Consider the following 1082-nt stretch of genomic DNA (forward strand, 5'->3'; position numbering starts at 1 on the left):
AGCAGCGTCGACACCGTGCCGAACGCGAGGCCGCCGATCACCGCGCGGCCGAGCGGCGCGTTCTGCTCGCCGCCGTCGCCGAGGCCGAGCGCCATCGGCAGCATGCCGATCAGCATCGCGAGCGCGGTCATCACGACGGGCCGGAAGCGGGCGAAGCCGGCGTCGAGCGCCGCCTGCCACGGCGGCTCGCCGCCCGCGAGCAGCTCGCGCGCCGCGTTCACGACGAGGATGCTGTTCGCGGTCGCGATGCCGATGCACAGGATCGTGCCGGTCAGCGCGGGCACCGACAGCGTGGTGCGCGTGACGAACAGCATCCATGCGATGCCGGCGAGCGATGCGGGCAGGCCGCCGACGATCACGAGCGGATCGAGCCACGACTGGAAGTTCACGACCATCAGCAGGTAGACCAGCGAGATCGCGAGCGCGAGGCCGCCGAGCAGGCCCGTGAACGACTCGTGCATCGCCTGCACCTGGCCGCGCAGCACGATCGACGCGCCGGGCGGCAGTTGCGCGCGCGCGGCGTCGACGAGCTTCGTCACGTCGCCCGTGACGCCGCCGAGGTCGCGCCCCTGCACCGACGCGAAGATGTCGAGCACCGGCTGCACGTTGTAGTGCGACACCACGGCCTGCTGCGTCGCGCGCGAGAACGAGCCGAGCGCGCCGAGCAGGTTCTGCGCGGGCGCGCCCGCGGCCGGGCCACCGGCCGGCGTCTGCGGCGAGCGTGCGGTGCCGGCGGGCAGCGGCACGTTCGCGAGCGACTGCAGCGAATTCACCGTGTATTGCGGCGTCTGCACGAGCACCGGATAGCTGACGCCGTTGCGCGGATCGAGCCAGAAGTTCGGCGTCGTCTGCGAGCTGCCGGACAGCGCGATCAGCAGGTTCTGCGCGACGTCGCGCTGTTCGAGGCCGGCCTGGATCGCCTTCGTGCGATCGACGTTCACGTTGATCGCCGGCTCGTCGCCGGGCTGCTGGATGCGCGCGTCGACGAGCCCGCGCACGCCGCGCAGCTTCGCGAGCAGCGCATTCGCGACCGCACGGTTCTGGTCGAGCTTGTTGCCGACGATCTGGATGTCGATCGGCGC

The 1082-nt window shown here is 71.9% G+C and carries 1 protein-coding gene; it reads right to left on the reverse strand.

The window, feature by feature from the left end; all coding sequences use genetic code 11:
• Positions 1 to 1082 (reverse strand): efflux RND transporter permease subunit (locus tag JMF90_RS38135; protein WP_201326449.1); only part of this gene is annotated, 1082 nt, incomplete at both ends.

Origin of the sequence: Burkholderia sp. E168m23 (assembly GCF_016586125.1) — a bacterium.
Taxonomy (GTDB): Bacteria; Pseudomonadota; Gammaproteobacteria; order Burkholderiales; family Burkholderiaceae; genus Burkholderia; species Burkholderia orbicola.